This window comes from Mycobacterium sp. NGS49, assembly GCF_059812565.1.
Genome location: NZ_JCALCX010000028.1, coordinates 1 through 20,124 on the forward strand (window position 1 = coordinate 1; position 20,124 = coordinate 20,124).

At 67.1% G+C, this 20,124-nt stretch carries 17 protein-coding genes and 1 pseudogene; 12 read left to right on the forward strand and 6 right to left on the reverse strand.

The features are described 5' to 3' along the window. Positions 1-82 precede the first annotated feature (82 nt). The 3 genes from AC5Y7D_RS23915 (at position 83) to AC5Y7D_RS23925 (ending at position 3,165) form a co-directional block, all read left to right on the forward strand. On the forward strand, positions 83-1,468 hold the full coding sequence (locus tag AC5Y7D_RS23915) for a hypothetical protein (protein ID WP_499928321.1): 1,386 nt from the start codon (positions 83-85) through the stop codon (positions 1,466-1,468). 41 nt (positions 1,469-1,509) lie between these two features. Then, on the forward strand, positions 1,510-2,595 hold the full coding sequence (locus tag AC5Y7D_RS23920) for a methyltransferase (protein WP_499928322.1): 1,086 nt from the start codon (positions 1,510-1,512) through the stop codon (positions 2,593-2,595). 156 nt (positions 2,596-2,751) lie between these two features. After that, on the forward strand, positions 2,752-3,165 hold the full coding sequence (locus tag AC5Y7D_RS23925) for a hypothetical protein (protein WP_499928323.1): 414 nt from the start codon (positions 2,752-2,754) through the stop codon (positions 3,163-3,165). Between the two features lie 354 nt (positions 3,166-3,519). Here AC5Y7D_RS23925 and AC5Y7D_RS23930 read toward each other — a convergent pair whose 3' ends face one another. Continuing rightward, the gene (locus tag AC5Y7D_RS23930; protein ID WP_499928324.1) at positions 3,520-5,088 is read right to left on the reverse strand and encodes an FAD-dependent monooxygenase; all 1,569 of its coding nucleotides are present in this window, start codon (positions 5,086-5,088) and stop codon (positions 3,520-3,522) included. Between the two features lie 287 nt (positions 5,089-5,375). Here AC5Y7D_RS23930 and AC5Y7D_RS23935 point away from each other — a divergent pair. Both AC5Y7D_RS23935 and AC5Y7D_RS23940 read left to right on the forward strand, forming a co-directional pair. Next, positions 5,376-6,098 (forward strand): annotated as a pseudogene (locus AC5Y7D_RS23935) (PE family protein); the annotation flags it as partial. A 177-nt stretch (positions 6,099-6,275) separates the two neighbouring features. Next, entirely contained in the window at positions 6,276-6,410 is a 135-nt protein-coding gene (locus tag AC5Y7D_RS23940) for a hypothetical protein (RefSeq protein WP_499928325.1), read from the forward strand. A gap of 18 nt (positions 6,411-6,428) precedes the next feature. Here AC5Y7D_RS23940 and coaA read toward each other — a convergent pair whose 3' ends face one another. Further along, positions 6,429-7,367 carry a type I pantothenate kinase gene (gene coaA / locus AC5Y7D_RS23945; RefSeq protein WP_499928326.1) on the reverse strand — a complete coding sequence of 313 codons (939 nt, stop codon included), beginning with the start codon at positions 7,365-7,367 and terminating at the stop codon, positions 6,429-6,431. Positions 7,368-7,513: 146 nt separating this feature from the next. Here coaA and glyA point away from each other — a divergent pair, with 146 nt between their 5' ends. From glyA to AC5Y7D_RS23970, 5 genes are all read left to right on the forward strand, one after another. Continuing rightward, positions 7,514-8,794: a serine hydroxymethyltransferase gene (gene glyA / locus AC5Y7D_RS23950; RefSeq protein WP_499928383.1), complete on the forward strand. Its 1,281-nt coding sequence runs from the start codon at positions 7,514-7,516 to the stop codon at positions 8,792-8,794. A 76-nt stretch (positions 8,795-8,870) separates the two neighbouring features. Then, on the forward strand, positions 8,871-9,698 hold the full coding sequence (locus tag AC5Y7D_RS23955) for an acyl-ACP desaturase (RefSeq protein ID WP_499928327.1): 828 nt from the start codon (positions 8,871-8,873) through the stop codon (positions 9,696-9,698). A gap of 251 nt (positions 9,699-9,949) precedes the next feature. Beyond that, positions 9,950-11,251: an RNA 5'-3' helicase PhoH2 gene (gene phoH2, locus AC5Y7D_RS23960; RefSeq protein WP_499928328.1), complete on the forward strand. Its 1,302-nt coding sequence runs from the start codon at positions 9,950-9,952 to the stop codon at positions 11,249-11,251. Positions 11,252-11,388: 137 nt separating this feature from the next. After that, the gene (locus tag AC5Y7D_RS23965; protein WP_499928329.1) at positions 11,389-12,264 is read left to right on the forward strand and encodes a polysaccharide deacetylase family protein; all 876 of its coding nucleotides are present in this window, start codon (positions 11,389-11,391) and stop codon (positions 12,262-12,264) included. A gap of 52 nt (positions 12,265-12,316) precedes the next feature. Further along, on the forward strand, positions 12,317-13,759 hold the full coding sequence (locus AC5Y7D_RS23970) for an adenylate/guanylate cyclase domain-containing protein (protein ID WP_499928384.1): 1,443 nt from the start codon (positions 12,317-12,319) through the stop codon (positions 13,757-13,759). 14 nt (positions 13,760-13,773) lie between these two features. On the opposite strand, the gene AC5Y7D_RS23975 is transcribed toward AC5Y7D_RS23970, so the two are convergent. The 3 genes from AC5Y7D_RS23975 to glpX form a co-directional block, all read right to left on the reverse strand. Then, a complete protein-coding gene (locus tag AC5Y7D_RS23975; protein ID WP_499928330.1) occupies positions 13,774-14,757 on the reverse strand; it encodes a hypothetical protein in 984 nt (327 codons plus the stop codon). A gap of 105 nt (positions 14,758-14,862) precedes the next feature. Further along, entirely contained in the window at positions 14,863-16,266 is a 1,404-nt protein-coding gene (locus AC5Y7D_RS23980) for a class II fumarate hydratase (RefSeq protein ID WP_499928331.1), read from the reverse strand. Positions 16,267-16,292: 26 nt separating this feature from the next. After that, the gene (gene glpX, locus AC5Y7D_RS23985; protein ID WP_499928332.1) at positions 16,293-17,369 is read right to left on the reverse strand and encodes a class II fructose-bisphosphatase; all 1,077 of its coding nucleotides are present in this window, start codon (positions 17,367-17,369) and stop codon (positions 16,293-16,295) included. Between the two features lie 75 nt (positions 17,370-17,444). Between glpX and AC5Y7D_RS23990 the strand changes: the two genes are divergently transcribed. Together AC5Y7D_RS23990 and AC5Y7D_RS23995 are read left to right on the forward strand one after the other, a co-directional pair. Then, positions 17,445-18,089 carry a DUF4245 domain-containing protein gene (locus AC5Y7D_RS23990; protein ID WP_499928333.1) on the forward strand — a complete coding sequence of 215 codons (645 nt, stop codon included), beginning with the start codon at positions 17,445-17,447 and terminating at the stop codon, positions 18,087-18,089. 24 nt (positions 18,090-18,113) lie between these two features. Further along, positions 18,114-18,911, forward strand: coding sequence for a dienelactone hydrolase family protein (locus AC5Y7D_RS23995; RefSeq protein WP_499928334.1), 798 nt, complete (start codon positions 18,114-18,116; stop codon positions 18,909-18,911). On the opposite strand, the gene AC5Y7D_RS24000 is transcribed toward AC5Y7D_RS23995, so the two are convergent. Continuing rightward, positions 18,892-20,046 (reverse strand): AI-2E family transporter, encoded by a 1,155-nt coding sequence (locus AC5Y7D_RS24000; RefSeq protein ID WP_499928335.1) that lies wholly within the window; start codon positions 20,044-20,046, stop codon positions 18,892-18,894. The genes AC5Y7D_RS23995 and AC5Y7D_RS24000 overlap by 20 nt on opposite strands. Positions 20,047-20,124: the final 78 nt, after the last annotated feature.

The following is a 20,124-nucleotide window of genomic DNA, read 5'->3' on the forward strand; positions in this document are numbered from 1 at the left end:
GACCGGCGTGGGCTGAGGAGCGCGCCCGACGGTTCCAGGTGAGGCCGGTCAGATTCCGGCGGCCGCGTGACACACTGGTCCCATGGCTGCGCTGTCGGCGGTGGTGTTCACGCTGAGCGGTTGGCTCGGGCTTTATCTACTCGCCCGGGATCCGCGCAAGCCGGTGCTCGTGCTGGCGTCGATCGGGCTTTGCGGGTTTGCCGCGGTGGTGGCACTGGACGCGGTGCGCACCACCAGCGCGGCACACGCCCAGCTACTGAGCCAGCTCGAGGTTTACCTTGTCGCGGTCCCCAGCGTGGCGTGGTTCGCCGTACTCGTCGAACTGGCGCGGCCGTCCGACAGCCCCCGGGCGCGGACCGGTGAAGTGCTTCTCATCGGTGCCGTCGCGGCGTTCACACTGCTCGCCGCGGCGATGGCCGGTAGCGTCGACGGTCCGCTGCGCCTGGGGCACTGGCTGATGTTTGCGGTGATCTCGCTATCCACGCTCGGCGCGATGGCCGTCAAGGTGCTGCGGCCCGCCCGGCCGACGACGCCGGTCAACCGGCGCCAAACGGGAATGGTCGTCGTCGCAACGCTGTTCTTCGCGTTGGCCAACGCCATCCTGATCATCCCGCTGGGACTGGTGCCGAGTTGGCTTGCGCTGGCATCGACCGGCTTCGATGTGCTGCTGCTCGGGGTGGCCGTCGCGGTGTGGGACTCTTTTGACGAGGGGCAGGCGTTGCGCGCCGACATGCTGCGCTCGTTTGCCGGCTGCTCGGTGGTGTCGGTGTTGTTCGGCGGCCAGGCGCTGGTCGGCCTGGCGGTGACCGGGAGGGAACCCACCGCGCAGACCGCGATGACGGTGCTGCTGTTCACCAGTCTGGCGATCGCGATCACGGTGCAGGTGCTCGCGGACCCGCTGGCCGGTGTGCTGGACCGGCTGGCGTTCTCCCGGTCACCGGAACTGCGGGCCAACCGGGCCGCGCTGCGTGATGCGGGGGCGGCGCTGCCGTTGCGGCTGCAGGATCCACTGGTCGACGTCGACGACGAAACGTTCGTCCGGCTGACCCGGCGGGCGTTGGGCCATTATGGCGATCTGACCAAACTGGTCGCGAGTCCGCTGACCGCGTTGCCGGTGATCGACGAACGGCTGGCCGCGCGTGGCGCGCCGGACCACCCGGTAGAGCGCGCCAACGAACTCAAAGCGGTGCTCGCCGACGGGATCGGCCGGCTCAAGCCCCGCGACGCCGGCGACTTCGGCACCACCGAGGAATGGCGCTACTACAACTCCCTGTACTTCCCCTATGTCGTCGGTGTTCGCGCATACGCTCAGAACGCCACCGCCGCAGGACTGAATCCGACCGCCCGGCAAGCATGGCAGTGGTTCGTCAACGAGGTACCGCAGCGCTCACTGCACAATTGGCAGAACGCTGCGGCCCGGTTGATTGCCGCCGACCTGCGGGGCCGGGTCACGGTCGCCAGCGATTAGCCCGAGAACCCTGACCGCGAACACACCAGACGGAGTCAGCCATGCCTTCCAGAATTCCTCCCGCCAGGCTCGTGCGAACGATCGACACCGCACGACATCACCTCGCCCGCCTGCACCGGCGCCTGGTGCCGCCGCCGGTCGCGATGATGGAGATGGTCACCGACATGTGGGCGGCCCAGGCGATCGTCGCGGCTGCGGAACTCGGCATTGCCGACGCGCTCGCCGACGGGCCGTTGTCCGCGCAGGAATTGGCAGCTGCGGTCGGCGCCGACGCCGACGCCATCAGGCGATTGCTCAGGGCACTGATCAGCCGTGACATATTTCGGCAGCGCCGGGACGGCCGCTACGAACTCACCCCCCTCGCGGACACGCTTCGGCGGGACGCGGAGGTGCCGCTCGGCGGGTGGGCGCGGTGGTTGGGTTCGCGACAGCACCGCGAGCACTGGAGCCATCTCACCGATGCCATCCGTACCGGCCGATCGGTCGTCCCGGCATTGCGCGGCAAGCCGGCGTTCGAATACCTGGCGTCCGAGCCGGAGCTCGGCGAGATCTTCAACCAGGCCATGACCGCCGGATCTGCGATGTCGATCGGACCCGTGATCGCCGCCTACGACTTCAGCCCCTTCGCCACCATCGTCGACGTCGGGGGCGGTCATGGTCGGCTGCTGTCCGAAATCCTGGCCGCCACCCCCACGGCGCGCGGCGTGTTGTTCGACTTGCCCCAGGTCGTGGCGGGAGCCCCGGCCGTCATCACCGAACGGGGCGTAGCCGACCGCATCAAGATCTCCGAGGGTTCCTTCTTCGAATCGGTGCCTGCCGACGGCGACGCCTACGTCCTCAAGAGCGTGATTCACGACTGGCCCGACGACGACGCGGTGCGGATCCTGCGCAACGTGCGCGATGCGGCGCAGACCGGCAGTCACCTCCTGCTGATCGAGTTCGTGGTTCCCGAACATCACCGCGAATTCGTGGGCAATTGGCTGGACCTGGAAATGCTGCTGGCGCTCGATGCTCGCGAGCGCAGCGCCGCGGAGTTCGAGCGGCTCTTCCACCGCGCCGGTTATCGACTGCAACGGGTGGTGCCCACCGCCTCGCCGTTCAGCGTGCTCGAGGCGAAAGCCGTCTAACCGGTCCCTCGTCCGTGCGGGAGCGCAGGCAAAATCCCTGGTCATCGGGTGTCTGGCAGTAATTGGCAGTGCCATGCGTCGATCTGGCAGTGATAACGCGGCACGGTCAGAGGTGTTCGACCCGACCCAACGCCCGAAGACCAAGGAGATCTCACCATGACCGCAATTTCCGGTGCGCCGACCCGTCCGCTGTCCGATTCCAACGACTCGCTACTGCGGTTCGCCATGCGAGCCGATGCCACCTTGACGGGTCTGATGGGGTTGATCGTCGCCATCGCTGCCGACCCCGTGTCGCGATTGACCGGTCTGACCTCCGAACAGGAATACAGCATGGGCGCCTTCTTCGTCCTCTACGGACTGGTGGTGTTCAGCCTCGCTGCATTGCCGAACCTGCGCCGCGCCGGGCTTGGGGTCGTAGCGGGGAACCTGGTGTACACCGTGGCGGCGATCGCCGCCGCAGAGTTGGTGCCGATGACGTCTTTCGGGGTCGGTGCGACGCTGGCCAGCGGCGTCTACACGCTGGCGTTCGCCGGCCTGCAGTACCTGGGAGTGCGCCGCCTGGCGGCGTAATTCCCCTTCCCGCCGAGCGGGGTTGCCACCGCCTGAGCGTTGCGGTGTGCGGCCCCGCTTGGCCTGTTGGTATGAGTGCTTTGTCGTGTCGGCCCCGCAGGACCGACACGGTTGTCACGCGTCGACGTCTTCGACTACAAAGACCGCCCACGCGTATGAGGCGTCCGTCTCTTGAAAAAGGACTTCGTGGCTCATCAGTTGTCTCCTCGTCGATATTGACGTGCTAAGCGGAAGTGCCCAGCTACACCACGATGCCCGGAGTTGCGCCTCTGCGTTGTCCTCCGATCGGCCGGCGGCGGGATGAATTTCGGGTACTACGAACGGGGGACAACGGGGGTCCGCCGTTCGGGGGACTCAGCGGGTTGTGGTGGTGACACCGAACCAGAACGTGAGTGCGCGATCGAGTTCGTCCAAGTCAGGCGTCTGCGACGAGGACGCCCAGGCCACATAGCCGTCGGGGCGTACCAGCAGAGCCGTGGCCGACGATTCCTCCACCGGGCGCCCGGCGACGACGACGATTCGGTTCGCGATGGCCGAGGCCGCGGCGTGCACCACTCCCAGCTCGGTCAGATCGATCAGCAACGGCTTCCCGGTCCGGGCGAGCTCCGCGAAGCGGGCCGTTCCAGACGAGTTCGCCACGGCGGAATCGGGCACCCAACGTCCGACCAGAGGATGGTCTGTCGCGTCTGCGCCGTAGCGGATGTCGGCGCCGGACACGAGGTCCCCGAGGTGACGCACGACTTCCGGCTCCGCGAGCAATTCGCCGAAGAGTTCCCGCAGGGCGCCGACTTCGACGCCTGGCCGGATGAGCGCCAGCTGAGCGCGGCTGTGCATGATCACCCGCTCGGCGGCGGGCCGGCGCTCGATTTCGTAGGTGTCGAGCAGTTCAGTACTGCGGCGCTTGTCGAGTACAGCCGCCAGCTTCCAGCCGAGGTTCACTGCGTCCTGCAGACCCAGATTGAGACCGGGGCCGCCGAGCGGCGGCTGCACGTGCGCGGCATCGCCGACGAGGATGACCCGGCCCAGCCGGTATTGTGACGCGATCCTCGAGTTCACGCCGCGATAAAGGCGCAGATCAGGTGCCACGTCACTGGATTCGACCTGTAGCGGGACAGGTACCCCGAGCACGCGCTCGATGCTGGCTTCCTGCTCGGCGATGCTGGCGGGGGAATTGTCGCCGTTGAGGTCAGGGTTCTCACGTGGTGAGTTGTCGAGTTCAATCGTGAATGCCCCGGCCCGGTCCGTCAGTTTCAGGCCCCACCCGAATATTCCTCCGACGGCACGAAAGTATTGCCGCGGCGGAATGGCGCCGACCCCTGGGACGTTCAGCGCCCCGGTGTCGGAATCAACCCAGTCCAGAGGCGGCAGGACTCCGAACGCCACATGCTCGGTCACGTCGTAGGACGACATCCCTGGAAAACCGATGCCTGCCAGCTTGCGGGTGAGACTTGAGCCGCCGTCGGCGCCCACCAGGTATTCGGCCGACAGTTCATAGGGGCCGTCCGGACCCGCGACGTGTATGACGACGCCATCGTCGTCTTGCTCGAAACCGGTCAGGGCGTGACCCCAGCGAAAGTCGACGTCGTATCTCTGGGCGGCGGCGACAAGCACCTCAATGAGCCTGGGCTGTTCCACCCGCAACGTGTACAGCTGGTGTTTCGGCACCTCGGCGAAACCGAATCCGAAGCCGGCAAAGAACGAGCCGGGGGCCGGCCGCGGGGGCTCTGTTGTTTCCGCGAGTGTGTCGTACAGGCCGCGGTGGTCGAAGATCCGGACTCCCTGGCCCACAATGCCCGCCGCACGTCGCTGCGTGTTGGGACCTGGGCTCGTGTCCAGCAGCACCGGCCGGATGCCGGCCATCCCGAGTTCGCAGGCCAGCATCAGTCCGTTCGGGCCGCCACCGGCGATCACCACATCAGCCACGAGCCGGAATTTACCGGAATGCCCAACCCGCTGACCGATTGCGCAAAGTTCATATCACCCCCGCTCCGGAGTGCTGACGTCCGAGCCAGCAATGTCGCCTTCTTCGTTTTCTGACCGACTGCCCCTTCCCGACCCTTTTCAGCGTCTGTGCACAGTGCACCTCGCCGCGAACCGGGTCTGTGCACTCTGCACGATGTCGTCCCAGTGTCTGGCGAGGCAAGCTGGCAAGACTCAAGAGATGTTGGGCCCGTTGTTGATTGGCGCATTGCCTGGCCGACGCGGCCTTGATGGAACCCGATGGAAGGACAGCGACGGCATTCCTGATTGCCGCGCCGGACGCGGTGGTGCATGCTGCGAGCCAACTGGCGAATGTGGGATCGATGCTGAGCGAAGCCACCAGCGCCGCGGTCGGCCCCACGACCGCGCTCGCGGCGGCCGGTGCCGACGAGGTGTCGGCGGCGATTGCCGCGATGTTCTCGACACACGCCCAGACGCACCAAGCGGTCAACGCCCAGGCGGCTTTCTTCCACCAACAGTTCGTGCAGGCGCTGACCAGTGCCGGCGGGTCATATGCGACCGCCGAGGCGTTGAACGCGTCACCGTTGCAGGCGGTTGAGCAGGCCGTGCTGGGCGCCGTTAACGCGCCCACCCAGCTGCTGTTGGGTCGCCCTCTGATCGGCGACGGCGCCCACGCCACCGCCCCGGGTGGAGCCGGCGGCGCCGGCGGCCTGCTGTGGGGTAGCGGGGGTAGTGGCGCTGCCGGTCCGGCCGGGACCGGTCAGGCGGGTGGTGCCGGTGGCGCTGCCGGGCTGTTCGGTAACGGCGGGGCGGGCGGAATCGGCGGGGCAGCTGGAGTGGTGGGCGCCGGCGGCGTCACGGCGGCCAGCTGGACATCCACCCCGGTTGCGGGTGCGCCGTCCACCTACGGCAGTGCGGGTGGCGCCAGCGGCTCCGGGGCCGCCGGGGCGGGCAGCATATCGGGGACAAGGGGTGCTGACGGCAGGGCGGGCTGATCGGCGAGCGGCTGTGCAGAGTGCACAGCCTTCGCCGTAATGCACGTGCAGTCTGCCCTGTCCGCAGCGGCGCGGATTCGTCTTCGCCAAGAGGATACGAATCTCGCCGCGTGATCGGTCAGCCGCGCATATTCTGCGATTCGCCGCGTGCGCCGTCGAACGATAGGACACGCCATGCCTTTCCTGGTTGCAGCACCCGAACTCCCGGCGCACGCGCCGGCGGTCTCGGGGCTGATCGGCAATGACGGTGACGGTGCGGTAGGCGGTTCCGGCGGCTTACTGTTCGGCACGGCCGGGTTGCCCGGGTAGCGGTCGCGCTCGGCGACTCTAAAGTTTGCGCAACCGCAGCCGGTTGATGGCATGATCAGCGTCTTTGCGCAGCACCAGGGTGGCTCTGGGCCGCGTCGGCAGGATGTTCTCGACCAGGTTGGGCCGATTGATCGAGCGCCAGATCTCCTTCGCCGCGACCACGGCCTGCGGGTCGGACAGCGCCGAATAGTGGTGGAAGTGCGATTCCGGGTTGGCGAACGAGGTACTGCGCATCGCCAGGAACCGCGACACGTACCACTCCTCGATGTCCTCGATCCGGGCATCCACGTACAGCGAGAAGTCGAACAGGTCCGACACCATCAGCGTCGGACCGGTTTGCAGCACGTTCAGCCCTTCCAAAATGAGGATGTCGGGATGGCGGACGACGTGTTTGGCACCGGGAATGATGTCGTAGCGCAGGTGGGAATACACCGGCGCGCAGGCGTAGTCGGATCCAGACTTCACCGACGTGACGAATCGCATCAGCGCCCGGCGGTTGTAACTTTCAGGAAAACCTTTGCGGTGCATGAGGTTTCGCCGCGTGAGCTCGGCGTTGGGGTAGAGAAAACCGTCGGTGGTCACCAGGTCCACCCGGGGGTGGTGATCCCAGCGGGCCAGCAGCGCCTGCAGCACACGCGCCGTGGTCGACTTCCCGACGGCGACGCTGCCCGCGACCCCGATGATGAACGGCACCGGGCGGTCGGGGTTTTGCTGAGGCTCGCCGAGGAATTCCGCGGTGGCGGCGAACAGGCGCTGGCGAGCGGCTACCTGGAGGTGAATGAGCCGCGCCAGCGGCAGGTAGACCTCTTCGACTTCCAGCAGGTCGAGCTGTTCACCGAGGCCGCGCAACCCGACCAGTTCCTCTTCGGTGAGTGCCAGCGGAGTAGCCATGCGGAGCGCGCGCCATTGCCGTCGGTCGAACTCGACATAGGGGCTCGGCTCGCTCGGCCGCGGCATGGTGCCAGTCTCTCAGGAACGTAGGCGGCACCGGCGGTGGGGCTGGACAAAACGTGCTTCAGCTGTGAAATGAGGGCCTCGATAGACTGATGCCCGTGACTGCTACTCCTGACGCCCGCGTCGCCACCCCGGCCTCGGCCGCCCTGATGTCCGCACCGCTCGCCGAGGTCGATCCCGATATTGCAGAGCTCTTGGGCAAAGAACTCGGGCGGCAACGCGACACCCTCGAGATGATTGCGTCGGAGAACTTCGTGCCGCGATCGATCTTGCAGGCGCAGGGCAGCGTGCTGACCAACAAGTACGCCGAGGGCCTGCCGGGCCGGCGGTACTACGGTGGCTGTGAGCATGTCGACGTGGTCGAGAACATCGCCCGCGACCGCGCCAAGGCGCTGTTCGGTGCCGATTTCGCCAATGTGCAGCCACATTCGGGCGCCCAGGCCAACGCCGCGGTGCTCGCCGCACTGATGTCGCCCGGCGAGCGGCTGCTGGGCCTGGACCTGGCCAACGGCGGCCACCTGACCCACGGCATGCGGCTGAACTTCTCCGGCAAGTTGTACGAGAACGCCTTCTACGGCGTCGATCCGACGACACATCTGATCGACATGGATGTGGTACGTCAACAGGCGCTCGAGTTCCGTCCGAAGGTGATCATCGCGGGCTGGTCGGCCTACCCCCGGATCCTCGACTTCGCGGCGTTCCGGTCGATCGCCGACGAGGTCGACGCCAAGCTGTGGGTCGACATGGCGCACTTCGCCGGCCTGGTCGCCGCGGGGCTGCACCCGTCCCCGGTGCCCTACGCCGACGTGGTGTCCACGACCATCCACAAGACGCTCGGTGGTGCCCGCTCCGGCATGATCCTGGGCAAGCAGGAGTACGCCAAGGCTGTCAACTCCGCGGTGTTCCCCGGCCAGCAGGGCGGACCGCTGATGCATGTCATCGCCGGAAAGGCCGTGGCGCTGAAAATCGCCGGCACGCCCGAGTTCGCCGAGCGCCAGCAGCGCACGGTGTCGGGTGCGCGGATCATCGCTGACCGCCTGCTGGCTGACGACGTCGCCAAGGCCGGGGTATCGGTCGTCAGCGGCGGCACCGACGTGCACCTCGTGCTGGTCGACCTGCGTAACTCGCCACTCGACGGCCAGGCGGCCGAGGATCTGCTGCACGAAGTCGGCATCACGGTCAACCGCAACGCCGTCCCCAACGACCCCCGGCCGCCGATGGTGACGTCGGGTCTGCGCATCGGGACGCCCGCCCTGGCGACCCGCGGCTTCGGCGATGCCGAATTCTCCGAGGTCGCCGACATCATCGCCACCGCGCTGGCCGGCGGCACGTCGGCGGACGTGGCTGGGCTGGGTGCGCGGGTAACCCGGTTGGCCAGGGAGTTTCCGCTCTATGAGGGGATCGAGGACTGGGCCCTGATCGGGCGCTGAGTCTGCTCACCCGGGTGATCCGCGACACGCCCACCCAAATTTGAAAGAACCTGTGAATGCGGGTTACAGTAACCGCATGGCACAGAAACCTGTCGCTAATGCGCTGACGCTGGAACTCGAGCCCGTGGTGGAGGCCAACCTGGCCCGCCATCTCGCCACCGAAGAGATTTGGTTCGCCCACGACTACGTACCCTTCGACCGCGGCGAGAACTTCGCGTTTCTCGGCGGCCGCGACTGGGATCCGTCGCAGGCAACCCTGCCCCGGTCGATCACCGATGCGTGCGAGATCATGCTCCTGCTCAAGGACAACCTGGCGGCCCACCACCGCGAGTTCGTCGAGCACTTCATCCTCGAGGAGTACTGGGGCCGCTGGATCGGCCGGTGGACCGCGGAGGAGCACCTGCACGCCATCGCGCTGCGCGAATACCTGGTGGTGACCCGCGAGGTCGACCCGGCCGAGAACGAGGACGCCCGGGTGCAGTACGTGATGAAGGGTTACCGCACCGAGAAGTACTCGCAGATCGACACCCTGGTCTACATGACCTTCTCGGAGCGCGCCTACGGCACGTTCTGCCGTAACCTCGCCGCGCAGATCGAGGAGCCGATCCTGGCCGGACTGGTCGACCGGATCGCGCGGGACGAGGCGCGGCACGAGGAATTCTTCGCCAACCTGATCGCCCACCTGCTGGACTACTCTCGCGACGAGGTGATCGAGTCGATTGCCGCTCGTGCCGCCGACCTCGACGTCCCCGGCGCGGACATTGACGCGTACCGGGACAAGCTGCAGGCGGTGGCGGAGGCGGGCATCTTCGATCGCGGCCAACTGCAGCAGGTCGTCTCCGAGCGCATCACAGCCTGGGGCCTGGCCGACGAGCCTGCGCTGAAGCGCTTCGTCACGGACTAGCCAGAATTCCAGTCGATTTCGCACACCCGCCGTGTTGCGGTTGCGTGTCTCGATAGCGTCTCGGCGCGCCTGCGCTGCGTTGGTGCCGCCACCGGAGTAGCGTCGCCGGTGATGGTCAGCGACTTGCTCTGCTGCCAGGGCGGCACCTTCCGTCACGATTACGGCAGGACCGGCCCCGGTCCTGGTGCCGCGGCCCCCGCCGACACGCTCGCGTGGGTCCGCCCGAGCGTCATCCGCTCGAGGAGCGCCCCGTGACCGAAACCCGGACCTACGTGCTCGACACCTCCGTCCTGCTGTCCGATCCATGGGCATGCAGCCGGTTCGCCGAGCACCAGGTGGTGGTCCCGCTGGTGGTAATCAGCGAACTGGAAGCCAAGCGCCACCACCATGAGCTGGGCTGGTTCGCGCGCCAGGCGTTGCGTCTGTTCGACGACCTGCGATTGGAACACGGCCGGCTGGACCAGCCCATTCCGGTTGGCACACAAGGTGGTTCACTGCACGTCGAGCTCAACCACACCGACCCGACGGTGTTGCCCGCCGGTTTCCGGACCGACAGCAACGACTCGCGGATCTTGAGCTGCGCCGCCAACCTCGCCGCGGAGGGCAAGCGGGTGACGCTGGTGAGCAAAGACATTCCGTTGCGGGTCAAGGCCGCCGCGGTGGGTCTGGCCGCCGACGAGTATCACGCACAGGACGTCGTGGCCTCAGGCTGGTCGGGAATGCACGAGATCGAGACCGCGCCGGACGACATCGCCGCGTTGTTCTCCGACGGCGAGATCGACCTGGCCGAGGCCCGGGACTTGCCGTGCCACACCGGGATTCGGCTGCTGGGCGGGAGTTCCCACGCGCTAGGCCGGGTTACTCCGGCCAAGCGCGTTCAGCTGGTCCGCGGTGACCGCGAGGTGTTCGGCTTGCGCGGGCGCTCGGCTGAGCAGCGGGTGGCTCTGGACCTGCTGCTGGACGAGTCGGTAGGCATCGTGTCGCTCGGCGGCAAGGCCGGCACCGGAAAATCGGCGCTGGCGCTGTGCGCGGGACTGGAAGCGGTGCTCGAACGTCGCACCCAGCGCAAGGTGGTCGTGTTCCGCCCGCTGTACGCCGTGGGTGGCCAGGAGCTGGGTTACCTGCCCGGTAGCGAGAGCGACAAGATGGGCCCCTGGGCGCAGGCGGTGTTCGACACCCTCGAAGGCCTGGCCAGTCCGGCCGTGCTGGACGAGGTGCTGTCCCGCGGCATGCTCGAGGTACTGCCGCTGACCCACATCCGGGGACGGTCGTTGCACGACTCGTTCGTCATCGTCGACGAAGCCCAGTCCCTCGAGCGCAACGTGCTGCTCACCGTGCTGTCCCGGCTGGGCACCGGGTCCCGGGTGGTCCTGACGCACGACATCGCACAGCGGGACAACCTGCGGGTCGGTCGGCACGACGGCGTCGCCGCGGTGATCGAGAAGCTCAAAGGGCACCCGCTGTTCGCCCACATCACGCTGCTGCGCAGTGAGCGCTCGCCGATCGCCGCGCTGGTCACCGAGATGCTCGAGGAGATCACCGGGCCGCACTGATTGTGGCGCCTGGGCGGCGTTCGCGTGTGCGTCCACGGCGGGAAACTCGCCGGAATCACGCCCTGGATGCACACCGCAAGCCGCCACGGCACACTCGGCGTCGAGGTCGCGCGCCCGACGTTCGGTAAACTTCCCTGGTGCCGAAACGACCCGATAATCAGGCCTGGCGCTACGGGCGCATGGTTCTCGGTGTCGTGGTCGCGGTCGCCGTGCTGGTGATCGGCGGTCTGACCGGCCACGTCACCCGCGCCGACAACCCCAGTTGCGCGATGGTCAAGTGCGTCGCGCTCACCTTCGACGACGGCCCGAGCCCGTACACCGACCGGCTGCTGCAGATTCTCAAGGACAACGACGCCAAGGCCACGTTCTTCCTGATCGGCAACAAGGTGGCGGCCAATCCGGCCGGTGCCAAGCGGATCGCCGAGGCTGGAATGGAGATCGGCAGCCACACCTGGGAGCACCCCAACATGACGACGATTCCGCCCCAGGACATCGCCGCGCAGTTCTCCCGGGCCAACGACGCGATCGCGGCCGCGACCGGCCGCAAGCCTGCGCTGTACCGGCCCGCCGGGGGGCTTTCGAATGCGGCGGTGCGGCAGGCCGCCGCCAACGCCGGTCTTGCCGAAATCCTATGGGACGTAATCCCTTTCGACTGGGCCAACGATTCCAACACCGCGGCAACGCGGCAGGTGCTGATGTCGCAGATCAAGCCGGGCTCCGTGGTGCTCTTTCACGACACCTACTCGAGCACCGTCGATCTGGTCTACCAGTTCATTCCGGTGCTCAAGGCCAACGGCTACCGCCTCGTGACGGTCAGCGAGCTGCTCGGGCCGCGGGCACCTGGCAGCAGTTACGGCAGCCGGGAGAACGGCCCGCCCGTCAACGAGCTACACGACATTCCGGTCAGCGAGATCCCGGCTCTGCCGAACACCCCGTCACCGAAGCCGATGCCCAACTTCCCGATCACCGACATTCCCGGGCAGAATTCGGGCGGGCCGAATAACGGTGCCTAGGGCAGAGGCGCCGCAGTCCGCGCTGAAGCTGTCGATCCAGTACGGAATCGACCTGGCGCTGGGTTACGTCATCGCCGTCATCGACGCTGCGGCCATCCTGATTCCACTGCGCGGTCGTACTCCCGGCGTCGCCGACGCCGATTTCGCGGAGAAGAACACCGTTCTGGTGGCAGTCCTGGTGGTATTGGGGACCATCACGGTCGCTGTCGCGGGTCCCCTCATCCTCGGCCCCACGCTGCGCTGGTATGTCGCGGGTGATGAACCGACTTCCGAGCAGCGGGAGGCTGCGATGAGGCTTGCCGGCCGGCAGTCGGTCCTGCTGGCCTCGACCTGGGTGCTGTGTGGCGCTGTGATGATGGTGGTCAACAGTCATGGTGGAGCTGCACTGCTGGTACCCCTGATGCTGGGCGTGGCGATCGGAGCCGCCGCCGCCGCGGGCACCGGGTTACTGCTGGCCCAGCGCACGTTGCGGCCCATCATGGTGGTGGCCACCCGGGGCTGTGAACCCCGGCTGGCGGTACCGGGAGTCTTCGCCCGCCTGGTTCTGCTGTGGTTTCTGTGCAGCGCACTGCCCATCGGCGTTATCGCAACCCTCGTCCTACTGCGCTCTTTCGGCTGGCTGGTCGACAAGTCGGCATCCCTGGACGTGCCCGTGCTGGTGGTGTCGTTGGCGGCGCTGTTGCTGGGCATGCCGACGATGATCCTGACATCGCGATCGATCTCGGATCCGGTTGCCGAGGTCGCCGACGCGATGGCCGAGGTCGAGCGCGGCCACATCGACACTTACGTCGGGGTCTACGAACGGTCCCAGATCGGGCGTCTGCAAAGCGGATTCAACCGCATGGTGAACGGGCTCGAGGAACGGGACCGCCTCCGCGACCTGTTCGGCCGACACGTCGGGACCGACGTGGCGCGGCGCGCGCTCGAGGAGGGCGCCACCCTGTCCGGTGATGTGGTGGACGCCGCGGTCCTCTACATCGATCTGGTGGGTTCCACCCTGCTCACCCAGAGCCACCCGCCCCAAGAGGTTGCGCAGGTACTCAACGACTTCTTCCGGATCGTCGTGGGCACCGTCGAGGAATTTCAGGGCCTGATCAACAAGTTCGAGGGCGACGCGGCACTGGTCATCTTCGGTGCGCCACTGCGGACGAACGAACCGGCGGCGGCAGCGTTGGGGACGGCGCGTGCCCTGGGCGGCAAGCTGCGTCTGCTCCCGATGGTGGATTTCGGTATCGGCGTCTCGGCGGGACGTGTCTTCGCCGGAAACATCGGTGCCGAAAACCGGTACGAATACACGGTGATCGGCGACGCAGTCAACGAAGCCGCCCGGCTGGCCGACCTGGCCAAGACCTCCGAGCGCCGAATCCTCTGCTCCGGTGCGGCAATTGACCGCGCCGCGCAGAACGAGCGCAGGCGTTGGGACGAGTGCTACTCGACGGTGCTGCGCGGCCGGTCCGAGCCGACGCACGTCTGGACGCCGGCCGACCGGACCTAGCCGACGGGCGGCCGTTACTTCTTCGAAACCTTCAGCGAGGCAACGACTTTGTCGACGATGGCGGCGGAGGCCTTATCGCCGATGGCGGTCGCGCCCAGGAAGATCGTGACCGGCTTGGTGTCGACGGCGATGATCGTCACGGTGTCGCCCTTGACGCCGCGGCTGGTGTCGGCGATCGTGATGTCGGCATCGACCCGTGCGGCCTTGACCCCGTCGACCGTCACCGACGACGTCTTCTTCGGGCCGAGCGTGGGATTCGACTGGATGTATCCGGGACCGTTGGCGACGCATTCCATCAGTTTCGACGCCTGCGCAGTGACGTCCATACTGGTCACGAAGTTGGTGAGGGCGACCTCGACCTGCATCATCCACTGGCTGGCGTTCGGCACCTCCGCGCCGAGACCCACTGCGTCGATCAGGTTCGGGTTCTGGTCGTCCACATACGGCGTCCAGCCCGGTGCCGCGGTCGCCGGGAAGGACAGCTTGCCGGCAGAAACCGTGTCACCGGTGGGCTTGTTGCCGCCGGAGACGTTCGGGGTGCAGCCGGTCGCGGTCTGCATCGAAGTCTCGGGTCCCGACGTCGCGGCGCTGGTCGCCCCGGACGGGCCGGCCGCAGGGGTCTCGTCGCCGTTGTTGTTCAGCGCAACGACCAGGATCACCACCAGCACGATGGCCCCCAGCACCGCGATGCCGGCGACGATCAGCCACGGCAGCTTCGAACTCGAGCCCGACGGCGGCGGGTAGGGCCCCGGCTGCCAGCCGGGGGGAACCTGTTGTCCCGGTTGGTATTGCTGGGGCGGGTAACCAGGGACGCCGTACGGATCGGTACCCGGTGGGTATTGGCCGCCCGGCGGCGGATAGGGGTAGGACCCGGGCTGACCGGCCGGCTGGCCCTGCGGCTGGCCGCCCCAATACGGTTGCTGCCCATACGGGTTCGCTCCGTAGGGATCCTGACCGTAGGGATCCTGTCCGTAGGGACCACCGGGGGGAACCGTCATTACTGAATCACCCTTACTCTTACCGGCCGCCTCTACCGAGATAGCCGTACACCGCGTTCACCGCAGGGTACCTGCGGCTCGGGACTACCGGATCGCCCGACAGCTCTAGTCGATCGGCTCGACCTTGGCCATCGCCAGCACGTCGAGGCGGCGATCCAGTTCCTCTTCCGACAACTTGTCGCCGATCAGACCCCGATCGATGACGGTTTGGCGGATCGTCTTTCGCTCCTTGAGCGCCTGTTTGGCCACCGCGGCCGCCTCTTCGTACCCGATGGCCGAGTTCAGCGGCGTCACGATTGACGGCGAGGACTCGGCCAGTTCGCGCAGGTGCTCGACGTTGGCGACCAGACCGGTGATGCACCGCTCCGCGAACAGCTTTGACACGTTCGTCAGCAGCTTGAAGGACTCGAGAATGTTGCGCGCCATCATCGGGATGTAGACGTTCAGCTCGAAAGCACCACTGGCGCCGCCCCACGCAACCGCGGCGTCATTGCCGATCACCTGCGCGGCGACCTGGGTAACCGCCTCCGGCAGAACCGGATTCACCTTGCCAGGCATGATCGAGCTGCCCGGCTGCAGGTCGGGCAACTGAATTTCGGCCAGGCCGGTCAGCGGGCCCGACCCCATCCAGCGAATGTCGTTGGCGATCTTGGTCAGCGACACCGCGATGGTGCGCAGCGCCCCGGAGGCCTCGACCAGCCCGTCGCGTGCCGCCTGCGCCTCGAAAGAGTTTGCCGCGGTGCGTAACTCGGACAGATTAGTCTCGGCGACCAGCACCGCGACCACCTTGACGCCGAAGCCTTCGGGGGCGTTGAGCCCGGTACCGACCGCCGTGCCGCCGATGGCCAGCTCGCCCAGCCTGGGCAGGGTGGCGCGCACCCGCTCGATGCCGGCCTCGATCTGGCGGGCGTAGCCGCTGAACTCCTGGCCGAGGGTCACCGGAACGGCGTCCATCAGATGGGTGCGGCCGGATTTGACGACCGTCTGCCACTCGAGTGCCTTGGCCGACAGCGCGCTGTAGAGCACCTCGAGCGCCGGAATGAGATGACGCACCGCGGCCTCGGTGGCCGCGATGTGGGTGGCGGTCGGAAAGGTGTCGTTGGACGACTGCGACATGTTGACGTCGTCGTTGGGGTGCACCTTCACCCCGTTGGCGGCGGCGATCGACGCGATCACCTCGTTGGTGTTCATGTTCGAGCTGGTCCCCGACCCGGTCTGGAAGACGTCGATCGGGAACTGGTCGTCGTGCTTGCCGTCGGCGATCTCGGCCGCCGCGGCGATGATCGCCTCGGCCTTCTGGGCGTCGAGCAGTCCGAGGTCCTTGTTCACCTGCGCGCAAGCGCCTTTCAGCAGTCCCAGCGCGCGGATCTGGGTGCGCTCCAGGCCGCGGCCCGAGATCGGGAAGTTCTCGACCGCGCGTTGGGTCTGGGCGCGCCACAACGCGTTGACCGGCACCCGGACCTCGCCCATGGTGTCGTGCTCGATGCGGTATTCGGCGCTATCGGCCATGAATCGGATCCTTGCTTGTCTAGGTGTCAGGGCAGGGGATAGGCGGCGTTGCTGTCGCCGGTGAAGTCGATCGCCGAGTACTCGTTGAGCTTGGACAGCCGGTGGTAGGCCTCGATCATGCGCACGGTGCCCGACTTGGACCGCATCACGATCGACTGCGTGGTGCAGCCGCCCGGGTAATAGCGCACGCCCTTGAGCAAGTCGCCGTCGGTGACCCCGGTCGCGCAGAAGAACACGTTCTCACCCGATACCAGATCCCGGGTGGTCAGCACCCGGTCGACGTCGTGGCCGGCGTCGAGCGCCTTGCGGTGCTCGGCCTCGTCTTTGGGTGCCAATTGAGCCTGAATGGCCCCGCCCATGCAACGGATTGCCGCCGCGGTGATGATGCCCTCGGGGGTACCGCCGATACCGGCCAGCATGTCGGTGCCCGAGTCGGGCCGGCACGCGGAGATGGCGCCGGCGACGTCGCCGTCGGTGATCAGCCGGATACGAGCGCCCGTCGCACGAACATCGGCGATCAGCTGGGCATGCCGAGGGCGGTCCAGGATGCATACGGTCATATCCCGCACCGAGAGCTCCTTGACCCGCGCGACCGCCCGGATGTTCTCGGCGATCGGTGCGGTGATATCCAGCACGTGGGCGGCCTCGGGGCCGACGGCGATCTTGTTCATGTAGAACACCGCCGACGGGTCGAACATCGCACCGCGGTCGGCCACTGCCAGCACCGAGATGGCGTTGGGCATGCCCTTGCTCATCAGCGTGGTGCCGTCGATCGGGTCGACGGCGAAGTCGCATTCCGGGCCGTCCCCGTTGCCGACTTCCTCGCCGTTGTAGAGCATCGGCGCTTCGTCCTTCTCGCCTTCACCGATGACCACCACGCCGCGCATCGACACCGAATTGACCAGTTCGCGTATCGCGTCGACGGCGGCCCCGTCGCCGCCCTCCTTGTCGCCGCGGCCGACCCAGCGGCCTGCCGCCATGGCACCGGCCTCGGTGACGCGCACCAACTCGAGCGCCAGGTTGCGGTCGGGGGCCTCACCACGCGGCCGGGCGTGCGACGGCGTCGCAACGGTCGGCGGCGAGCCTGATCCCTCTGCAGTCATGGTTGGCGACCTTCATTCATGGTTGCCGATTGTCCCAGAAGCAGAACACTCGACTGGAGCTGGGATACTTGCGGTGTGACATCGGAGCCGCATCCTGCCCCCAAGCCGGCCAAGCCGCGGTTGCTGCAGGACGGACGCGACATGTTCTGGTCGCTGATGCCGCTGGTGCTGGGATGCGTCCTGCTGGCGGGCATGGTGGGGATGTGCTCCCTCGCACCGGGCGGCACGAACAAAGGAAAGGTCCCGTCCTACGACGCGGCGTCGGCGCTGCGGGCGGACGCCGCGACGCTGGGATTCCCCATCCGGTTGCCCCAACTGCCGCCGGGTTGGCAGCCCAATTCGGGCGGCCGCGGCGGGATCGACGCCGGACGCACGGACGCGGCCGCGGGACAACGGCTGCATGCCGCCACCTCGACGGTGGGATACATCAGCCCGACGGGTATGTATCTGAGCCTGACGCAGAGCAATGCCGACGAGGACAAGCTGGTCGGCTCCATCCATCCGGGCATGTACCCCACCGGGAACGTCGACGTCGCGGGCACCAGCTGGATCATCTACCAGGGGGCCGACCGGAACGGTGCGGTCGAGCCGGTGTGGACCACCCGACTGGCCAGCCCGGCCGGACCCACCCAGGTCGCGATCACCGGTGCCGGTACCCCCGATCAGTTCCGCACGCTGGCGGCTGCCACGCAGTCCGCGCAGCCGCTACCCAGCCGCTAGCAGGTCGACAGAAGGGACCGTCTCGTGACCGCACCCGAAGCAGATCTCGCCGGGTGGGAGGCGGCGCCGTTCACCGGTGCCGGCTACACCTACGACGTTTACCGCAAAGGGTCCGGCCCGGGCGTGGTGCTGATCCCGGAGATGCCGGGCATCCACCCGGGGGTGCTGGGCCTGGGCAATCATCTGGTGGACAACGGGTTCACCGTCGCTATCCCGTCCCTTTTCGGCGTGCCGGGCCGGCCGAAAACGCCGGGCTACATCGTGGCCGAAATCGGCCGCGGCTGCGTGGCCAAAGAGTTCGCCGCAATGGCCACCAACAAACAGCGACCGGTGTCGATGTTCTTGCGCGCCCTGGCCCGCGATCTCCACGAGAAGGCGCCCGGCAGGGGCGTCGGGGTGATCGGCCAGTGCTTCACCGGCGGCTTCGCGCTGGCCGCGGCCGTCGATGACAGTGTGCTGGCTCCGGTGCTCAGCCAACCCTCGGTGCCCTTCCCGCTCACGGCCAAGCAGCGCCGCGACCCCGGGATGAGTGAGTCGGAGCTCAGCGTGGTTGCCGATCGCTGCGCCAAGGGGGACCTGTGCGCCCTCGGGCTGCGGTTCAGCGGGGACAGAATGGCACCCGGCGAACGCTTCCAGACGCTCAAGCAGCGGCTGGGCGACGCGTTCGAGGTGATCGAGATCGACTCCGGCCCGGGCAACGAGCACGGCTTCGGCCGCATGGCGCATTCGGTGCTGACCGACGAGGTCCGCGAGATCGACGGGCAGCCCGCCTACGAGGCGCGCAAGCGGGTGGTCGAGTTCCTCAAGGAGCGGCTGACTTAGCTTCCTTTGAAAACACCTTCGGAAACCACTTGCGGCGAATGGGTTTCGGCATATCCGGTGTATCGGCGGGTTTGAGCTCGACGCCCTTGTAGACCGCGAGATAGACGTCGATGGTGGTGACGATGATGATCATCAGCACCGGGCCGATGATGATGCCCCACGGGCCGAACATCGAGATGCCCGCGAACACCGACAGCAGCATCAGCGCCGAATTGAGCCGGGCATCCCGCGGCACCAGGATCGGTCGCAGGAAGTTGTCGATGTTGGTGACCACGATCAGGTGGAAGAGCACCACGAAAACACCGCCGCCGATATTGCCGAACAGCATCATTCCCACGCCGAAGGGAATGGTGAGGATGCCGCCGCCCAACGGGATGATCGACAACGCGGTCAACACGATCGCGAAGATGAAGAAGCCGTGATGGAATCCGGCGAGATAGATCGACGCGGCGCCGGCGACGCCCTGGCAGAAGGCGATGACGAACTGGCCGTCGACCGTGCCGCGCACCATCGAACCCATCTTCTGCAGATACAGATCGGTGACCTCTTCGCCGAGCGGGTTGAGTTGACCGATCAACGTCCGTAACTTCTCGCTGTGCACCAGCAGTGCGACGAACACGTACAGAAAAATGATGGCGGAGGTGATCGTGCCGGCGAGGCTGCCGGCCGTGTTCTGCAGCACTCCCAACAGCCAGTGCCCGACGTTCTGGGCAGCGGAGACCAGCGCCTTGCGCAGCATCTCGGCGGTGACGTGCAGGTGCACGAATGGCACCCGGCCCAACAGCTCGTTGGCCAGTTGCAGGGTCTTGTCGCCCAGAGTGCTCATATCGGTCGACCTGACCCAGCCGGCTACCGAGTCCACCATCCGGGCGATCTGCATGATCGCCAGAGCCACCAGCAGTCCCACCGGCACGATCACGATCGCCAGCGCCGACAACAGGGTGGCGGTGGCCGCCAGGCCGGTGTTGAGTCGTTTGTTGAACCAGTTGAACAATGGCGTGAACAGGTATGCCCCGACCGCGGCCACCACTATCAGGACGAAATAGTCGCGCAGGAAGTACGCGCCGAATGCCAGGGCGAGCAGGGTGAAGATCGCCAGAGCGCGTTTCTGGGTGAGCGTGAATTCGGTGTTCATGGGTTGACGGCAACCATAGCTGCGGCGATCACCCGTGTCGCCGGGAGCCGCACCCGGCATTGGTCCGGCAGCGCCGCC